Raw genomic sequence first — 6,561 nt, 5'->3', positions numbered from 1 at the left:
CACCGTCCCGCGGCGCTGCACCCCCGGCTTCCTTCGCGCCCCGGGGGTGGTAACGGACAACGGCGTCCGTTCCCACCCCGGTCGCATTTCTCTGCCGGTCTGCCCGTCTGCCCGTCTGCCCGTCCGCAGGTCTGCCCGCCCGGTCGCCCGTCCGCCCGCGGGTCTGCCCGCCCGGCTGCCCCGAGGGGCCGCCCCGGGTGTGGCCGCGGCCACGTGTGTGGCTGGCCGGCCCTGGCCCGGCCGGCTGCCAAGCTGGAGCGCATGACCAGCAAGAACCGCCTGTCCGCCCTGGTGGCCGTCCTGATCTGCGTGCTCGCCGCGGTCGTCGGCTACCTCCTCTCGGACGACGGGTCGGACCGTCCGAAGGCCGCCGCCACCTCGGCCCCCTCCTCCGTCGCCTCCGCCACGGGTCCCAAACCCTCCGCCCCCAGGCCGTCCCCGCCCGCCGGCACCACCCCGGCCCCGGCCGGCGGCTGGGTGCCGACCGATCCCGCGCTGGCCGACGTCTGCCGCACCAAGCTGCCCACCCAGGCCCTCGACACCCTCGGCCTGATCGCCAAGGGCGGCCCCTACCCGTACCGCTCGGACGGCATCGTCTTCGAGAACCGGGAGAACCGCCTCCCGCGCAAGGCCTCCGGCTACTACCACGAGTACACCGTGGTGACCCCGGGATCCGGTGACCGCGGCGCCCGACGGGTCGTCACCGGCGTTATCGGAGAGCAGTACTGGACGGCCGACCACTACGGCTCCTTCCAGGAGATCGACGCGCGCTGCTGACTCCTCCGGGGCGGAACGCCACCATGGAAAGTACTTTCCAGTCTGGAAAGTAGATGCCATAGTGGAAGTACCGACGACGCCCGGTGCCTGCGGGCACCCGGCCACCCAGGGGGATTCCATGAGCACCGCCGAACCCGCCGACCTGCCCGCTGCCGAGGCGCTGCGCCTGGCCGCCCGGGCCAGGGCCGCCGCCCAGGCCCCGGGCCGCCTGCCCGGCTGGTACGGCCCGGCCTTCGCGGTGGCCTTCGCGGTCTACGGCACCGGGGTCGGACAGGCCGTCGGGGCCGGGCTGAGCTGGCTGAGCGCGCTGTTCGGAGTGGTCTTCGCCGCTCTGACCGGCGCCCTGGCCCGGATCGCGATGAACGAGGGCGGCATCGTGCACCGGATGGCGCCCGGCCTGACCCGCCCGGTCCTGCTGGCCGTCCTCGGAGTGATCGCGGCGGGGCTGGCCGGGATGCTGCTCGCCTGGCTGGCGGGCGGCGGCGCGCGGTGGACGGGAGCGGCGGCCGGAGTGGCGGCCGGGGCGGCGTTCTGGGCGGCCACCGGCCGGCTCAACGCGTGGATCCGCCGGACGCCGGTGGTCCACTGATGCCGGCCGCACTCGATCCGCTGCTCCAGCACCCGACCAGGCTGACCGTGCTGGCCTTCCTGAGTGCCTGCGCCGAGGCCGAGTTCGCCACCGTCCGTGATCACTGCGAGGTATCCGACTCGGCGCTCAGCAAGGCGGCGGCCGCCCTGGAGGAGGCCGGATACCTGGCGGTGAAGAAGGGGTACGTCGGCAAGCGCCCGCGGACCTGGCTCGGCGCCACCAAGGCCGGCCGCAAGGCGCTGGCCGCCCATCTCGGCGAACTCCAGCGGCTGGTGGCCGCGGCCGAGGCCGCCGGCGCCGCGCAGGACCGGGCCTGAGCCAGCGCCCGGCCCGCACGTCCGCGCGCGGTGCGCACGTGGTACCCGGCCTCCGCTCCCACCCGCCCCGCGGCCCGCGCCCGCCCTACCGGGCCGGCCGCCAGCCGATCCGCGCGTGCGGGCCGTGCGGGCCGGTGGCGAGCAGCGCGCGCAGCTCCCGCAGCACCGGGTCCGGGTCCCGCCGCAGCTGGACCGGCGTGGCGCGGACGACCGGCAGGCCGGCGGCGGTGAGGCGGTTGGCCCGGGCCAGACTCCGCTCGTGGTCGGCGGGGCGCAGGTGCCAGGCCCGTGAGTCGATCTCCAGCGCCACGCGGGCCCGCGGCCAGTAGGCGTCCGGGACGGCGAGGAAGTGTCCGTCCAGGAACAGCACCGGGTTCCAGAGCGGCTCCGGCAGACCGGCCGCCCGGAGCAGCTCGCGGGCCTCGCCCTCGACGACCGAACGGACCCCGGCCGCGAGTTCCTCCACCACCTGGGCGACCCACGGCAGGGCCGACGCCCCCGGACGGGCGAGCAACTGGTTCAGCAACTCGCCCAGATCGCAGTGCCGCCGCTGGACAGCCTCCGCGCAGAGCGCGCGGAACCGCCGCTGCCCGGTCTCCCGCGACGCCAGGTCGGCCAGGGCCCGCGCGACCGTCGTGCTTCACAGTCCGTCGTCCCGTTCGAACCCGCCCGGCATCGCCCCGAGGGCCCGGTGGATCCGGACGAAGTCGCGGTCCGCGACCCGGCGCGGGCCCGGGACCAGTACGTCGACGCCCACCAGATCGGCCGGGTGCCCGGCGGACGGCAGCCCGGCCGCGGCCAGCACGGCCTCCCCGGTCAGCAGCACCTCGCCGGGCCGCGCCGACCGTCCCTTCGGAGCCGCGTACGCGAGCGCCGCGCGCAGCCGTTGGTGCGGGGTCAGCCGACCGCTCTGCAGCTGGATCACCCGCGGCAGCACCCGCTGCCACGGCCCGCCCGGTCGAAGCCGGTGCGCGATGGTGCCGGACGGCACCCCGAGCCGGCGCAGCTGCGCCCGGGTGACGATGTGCTGCTGGTCGGCGCCGAGCAGCAGCAGGGGGTCGAGGAGCTCCGTACGGGTCATGCCGGGGTGCTTCCCGACCGGGTCGGGGGTATGCGGAACATCGCCCGTCGGGGGAGCCTCCCGAGAACGGTGTTGACGCGCCGTCGGCCGGCGGGGTGAGCTTGGCCACGATGACGACCCCTCACACCGGCCCGGCGCTCGACGCCCTCAACGGCCTCTCCGTGGGCGACGCCCTCGGCGCCCAGTACTTCGTCCCCGACACCGCCGCGACCCACTTCGCGGCCCGTACCGTCCCGCCCGGCCCCTGGCCGTGGACCGACGACACCGAGATGGCCTGCTCGGTGTACGCGGCGCGGGTGGAGCGCGGCACGATCGACACCTTCGACCTCACCCACGCCTTCGCCCGCCGGCACGACTTCGACCGCGGCTACGGCCCCGCCGCCAACCGCCTGCTGCGCCTGGTCCGCGAGGGCGGCGACGCCAGGGCGCTGGCCGCCGAGCTGTTCGACGGCCAGGGCTCCTACGGCAACGGCGCCGCGATGCGGATCGCCCCGCTGGGGGCGCTGTACGCGGCCGATCCGGCGGAGGTGATCCGGCCGGCCGCCGAGACGGCGCTGATCACCCACACCCACCCGCAGGCCGTCGACGGCGCGGTCGCCGTCGCGGTGGCCGCCGCCTACGCGGTGCGGGCCCGGACCGAGGCCATGACGCCGGAGGGCTTCCTGACGGAGGTCCGCCACCACACGCCGGCCGGCGCCGTCCACGACGGTCTGACCGAGGCGATCGCGCTGCTGGCCGAGCCGGACCTCCGGGTCGCCGCCCGGGTGCTCGGCAACGGCAGCCGGACCAGCGCCGCCGACACCGTCCCCTACGCCCTCTGGTGCGCCGCCCGCGGGCTGACGGACTACCCGGCGGCGGTCCGGGAGGCGATCGGCGCCGGCGGGGACATGGACACCGTCGCCGCCGTCACCGGCGGCGTGGTCGCCGCGCACACCGGGACGGCCGGCATCCCGGCCGGCTGGCTGGCCGCCCGCGAGCCGCTGCCGACCTGGGCGTTCCCGGAGCCCGGCAGCGTCCCCGGCGACCGGGGCACCCCGCCGACGCGGATCCCGCGCCCCCACCCCGTGCCGGACGTGGTGTGGACCGAGGAGCAGTGGCAGCGGATCCGGACCGGGGCGGCGCCGGACGCGTTGGACCGGCGGTGGCGCGTCCACACCCGGGAGGGTGTCCTGCGGTTCTGCCGTCCGGAGGGGCACGTCGTCTTCGAGGTCGTGGTCGGCCGGGTGCGCGGCGGCTGGCGCCCGGTGTCCGCGGTCGTCGAGGCGAGCCACGACCGGTGGCCGGCCGCGCCGGGCCCCGGTCGCGACCTCGACGTCCTCACCCGCCTGCTGAGGGGGGCCGCCACCGGCGAACCGCCGCTCAGGCCGTGATCAGCTGCCCCGCGCCGCCGCCGTGTCTAAGGCACTCCTGGTTGATCGCCCGCTCGGGGGCGCTCGGCGAGGTGGCGGCGGCGATCCGCAGCTCGATGATGTCCCGCACGGCGGGCCATTCGGAGTCGAGGATCGAGTAGAACGCGGTGGAGCGCACCACCCCGTCCAGCCCGCGCGAGTGGGCCCGGCGCACGCCTTCCGAGGTCGCGCCGAGCCGCTCGATCGCGGCCCGGGAGCGCAGGTTGCGGGCGTCGGCGCGCATCGAGATCCGCTGCACCCCCCACTCCTCGAAGGCGTGGCGCAGCATCAGCAGCTTCGCCTCGGTGTTGATGCCGCTGCCCTGGGCCCGGGGGGAGAGCCAGGTGTTGCCGATCTCGGCGGCGTCCGGGACGGCCGTGGCCGGATCGCCGAACGGCACGCCGGGAACCGGCGGCCAGACGACCGGGCCCTGCCAGTAGTCGAGTTCGAGGAACCGGGTGGAGCCGACCACCCGGCCGTCCGCGAGGCTCACCGTCGCGAACGGCAGCGCCCGGCCCGCGGCCCGGTCGGCGAGGGCGCGCGCGATGTACTCGCGGGCCGCTTCCAGGCCGTGCGGGACGGGGGTGAAGGCGTAGGTCGTACGGTCCTCGGCGCCGGCCTCGGCGATGGCCTCGGCATGGTGCGCGGCAAGGGGCTCCAGCCGCACAGTGCGGCCGGTGAGGATGACAGGTACTGGCACGGAACCTTCGGTCCTTCATCGGTCGGAGGGCGCGTCCCGCGCCGGGGTGCGGCTCGGGCTGCGTGGACGTTCGCCCCGACCCCGGAGTCGGACCGCCCGTGCCCGTGCACGCCGGAGGCCGGTCGAGCGGGGTGGGGGGCGGCGGCCCGGAGGCGGGCAGCGCGGTGCCGGAGCGGACACGGGTCGACGGACCGGTCCGGCGGGATGAGCGAGGGGACAGTGTGCGTCCGCGAGATGGCCGAGGAGGAAACGGGAGCGCGAAGGGAAGCAGGCGGCCAGATGAAGGCAAGATGCGTCGTGGGTGGCTGGCCGAGCACCGGGCCGGGACGTGATCGACGGCGTTACGGACGACGTGACGACGACGCGACGATGCGAGGCAGCGAGAGGACGATACCCGCCAGAAGGCGGTGCGTCACCTCACCGCACACGAATGGGCGCGCGGGCCCCCCGGACGGGCGCCCGGGCGTGGCTTCGGGCGCCCGTGACCAGCGGGTTTCCCGTCGGGTGCGATCATGGTTCGGAGGGCGCCGCGGCGGGGCTCCGGGGGCACCCGGGCGGGTCGCCGGGCGTTGGCCGGGGGAAGCGGCCGGGCGACGGTCGCGCGCGGCGGGAATTCCGGCGGCGCCCGGCACGCTGCAGACGACGAGTGGCCGGTACGAGTCGACGAGTAGAGAACGGGGTTGGGTGCGCGGTGCGTGATCCCCAGGAGCTGTACGAGCTGGATCAGCGGGGCGTGGCCGCCGTGGCGGCGGCGAAGGCCGCGTTGGCCGACACCGGTGCGGGCCTGGTGCTGCTCCACCACTTCGAGGGCTTCATGGACGCCGGCGAGGCCGGCGGCCAGGTGGTGGCCCACCTGCTGGAGGAGGGCACGCCGCAGGTGGTGGCCCGCTTCGACCACGACCGCCTGGTGGACTACCGGGCCCGCCGCCCCGCGATGCTCTTCGACCGGGAGCACTGGGCCTCCTACGAGCCGCCGGAGATCCTCCTCCGGCTCGTCCACGACGCGGCCGGCTCGCCCTTCCTGCTGCTCACCGGCCCCGAGCCGGACGTCGAGTGGGAGCGCTTCGCCGCCGCCGTGCGCCTGCTGGCCGAGCGCTTCGAGGTCCGGCTGACGCTGGACTTCCACGGCATCCCGATGGGCGTGCCGCACACCCGCCCGGTCGGCCTGACCCCGCACGGCAACCGGCTGGACCTCGCCCCCGGCTACCCGCAGTGGTTCGAGCAGGCCCAGGTGCCGGGCAGCGCCCAGGCGCTGCTGGAGTACCGGCTCGCCGAGGCCGGCCACGACGTGCTGGGCTTCGCCGTGCACGTGCCGCACTACGTGGCGCGCTCGGCCTACCCGGCGGCCGCGGTGCTCATCCTGGAGGCCGTCCAGTCGGCCACCGGTCTGGTGCTGCCGGGCACCACGTTGCGCGAGCGGGTGGGCGAGGTGTACGCCGACATCGAGGAGCAGCTGACCCACGGGGACGGCGAGTTGCGCTCGGCGATCCGCGGCATGGAGGGCCAGTACGACGCCGTCGCGGGCGCGGAGGGCCGGGAGAGCCTGCTGGCCGAGCCGGTCGACCTGCCGTCGGCGGACGAGCTGGGCCGGCGCTTCGAGCAGTTCCTGGCCGAGCACGAGCGCGGCCCCGAGTAGTCCGCGCGCCCCGGTCGCCCCCGGCCGCGAGCCGGGCCGGTCGGCCCCGAGTCGCCCCGACGTCCGCGCCGGG

The 6,561-nt window shown here is 76.3% G+C and carries 8 protein-coding genes; 5 read left to right on the top strand and 3 right to left on the bottom strand.

The features are described 5' to 3' along the window. The first annotated feature begins 261 nt into the window (after positions 1-261). The 3 genes from ACFXHB_RS00785 (at position 262) to ACFXHB_RS00775 (ending at position 1,683) form a co-directional block, all read left to right on the top strand. Positions 262-777 carry a ribonuclease gene (locus ACFXHB_RS00785; RefSeq protein WP_380571105.1) on the top strand — a complete coding sequence of 172 codons (516 nt, stop codon included), beginning with the start codon at positions 262-264 and terminating at the stop codon, positions 775-777. Between the two features lie 118 nt (positions 778-895). Further along, complete coding sequence (locus tag ACFXHB_RS00780; protein ID WP_380571104.1) at positions 896-1,366, top strand: hypothetical protein; 471 nt, start codon at positions 896-898, stop codon at positions 1,364-1,366. Then, positions 1,366-1,683, top strand: coding sequence for a transcriptional regulator (locus ACFXHB_RS00775; RefSeq protein WP_380571102.1), 318 nt, complete (start codon positions 1,366-1,368; stop codon positions 1,681-1,683). Before ACFXHB_RS00780 ends, ACFXHB_RS00775 begins: the two co-directional genes overlap by 1 nt. 85 nt (positions 1,684-1,768) lie before the next feature. Here ACFXHB_RS00775 and ACFXHB_RS00770 read toward each other — a convergent pair whose 3' ends face one another. Both ACFXHB_RS00770 and ACFXHB_RS00765 read right to left on the bottom strand, forming a co-directional pair. Further along, a complete protein-coding gene (locus tag ACFXHB_RS00770; protein ID WP_380571101.1) occupies positions 1,769-2,209 on the bottom strand; it encodes a hypothetical protein in 441 nt (146 codons plus the stop codon). Positions 2,210-2,323: 114 nt separating this feature from the next. Next, positions 2,324-2,764 (bottom strand): hypothetical protein, encoded by a 441-nt coding sequence (locus ACFXHB_RS00765; RefSeq protein ID WP_380571100.1) that lies wholly within the window; start codon positions 2,762-2,764, stop codon positions 2,324-2,326. 110 nt (positions 2,765-2,874) lie between these two features. Here ACFXHB_RS00765 and ACFXHB_RS00760 point away from each other — a divergent pair, with 110 nt between their 5' ends. After that, positions 2,875-4,134, top strand: a complete 1,260-nt coding sequence (locus ACFXHB_RS00760) for an ADP-ribosylglycohydrolase family protein (RefSeq protein ID WP_380571099.1) — start codon at positions 2,875-2,877, stop codon at positions 4,132-4,134. Here the strand turns inward: ACFXHB_RS00760 and ACFXHB_RS00755 are convergent. Further along, on the bottom strand, positions 4,124-4,852 hold the full coding sequence (locus tag ACFXHB_RS00755; protein ID WP_380571098.1) for a GNAT family N-acetyltransferase: 729 nt from the start codon (positions 4,850-4,852) through the stop codon (positions 4,124-4,126). The two genes, ACFXHB_RS00760 and ACFXHB_RS00755, sit on opposite strands and share 11 nt — an antisense overlap. Positions 4,853-5,543: 691 nt before the next feature. Between ACFXHB_RS00755 and ACFXHB_RS00750 the strand changes: the two genes are divergently transcribed. After that, positions 5,544-6,488: a PAC2 family protein gene (locus tag ACFXHB_RS00750; protein WP_380571097.1), complete on the top strand. Its 945-nt coding sequence runs from the start codon at positions 5,544-5,546 to the stop codon at positions 6,486-6,488. Positions 6,489-6,561: the final 73 nt, after the last annotated feature.

The organism is Kitasatospora sp. NPDC059327 (assembly GCF_042752535.1).
In the GTDB taxonomy this organism is placed as follows: Bacteria; Actinomycetota; Actinomycetes; order Streptomycetales; family Streptomycetaceae; genus Kitasatospora.
The sequence above is the reverse complement of the archived record's forward strand: the minus strand, read 5'-3'. Positions and strand labels throughout refer to the sequence as shown.